This window comes from Streptomyces sp. SID13726, from assembly GCF_010548375.1.
In the GTDB taxonomy this organism is placed as follows: Bacteria; Actinomycetota; Actinomycetes; order Streptomycetales; family Streptomycetaceae; genus Streptomyces.
In genome coordinates this window covers 1-401 of the sequence record NZ_JAAGLY010000733.1, presented here as the reverse complement: position 1 = coordinate 401, position 401 = coordinate 1, and the positions used below count along the sequence as shown (strand labels likewise).

The following is a 401-nucleotide window of genomic DNA, read 5'->3' as shown; positions in this document are numbered from 1 at the left end:
CTCATCGGCGAGCACCGCACGGAGTACGTGGAGACCACGCTCTCGGCGCCGCTCGGGATGCTGTCGTGCTGGGAGGCGCCGAGCGTGGAGATCGAACCCGCGCGTGGAGAAACGGTGCTGCTGTACACCGACGGGCTGCTGCGGCGGACCGGAGACTCCATGGACCGGGCCTACGCACGGCTGCACGCGGCCGCCGCGGGGGTCCCCCGGGCCATCCGGGACGATCCGGCGGCCATCTGCGACCACATCCTGCGGACGGTGCTGCCCGCGGACGATCCTGCGGTCGCCCCCGCCGGTTCCGCCCCCGCGGCGGCGGCTTCCGCCGCGTCCGCCACCATGGCCGCCCCGGAGGACGAAGTGGAGGACATCGTCCTGCTTGCTGCCCGTTTTGACTGATTCCT

At 72.6% G+C, this 401-nt stretch carries 1 protein-coding gene; it reads left to right on the top strand.

Translation table 11 applies throughout. The annotated features are described in order from the left end of the window. The coding region (locus tag G3I78_RS50010; protein WP_164437322.1) for a SpoIIE family protein phosphatase at nucleotides 1-396 on the top strand (396 nt) is incomplete at its 5' end. Between the last annotated feature and the right edge of the window lie 5 nt (nucleotides 397-401).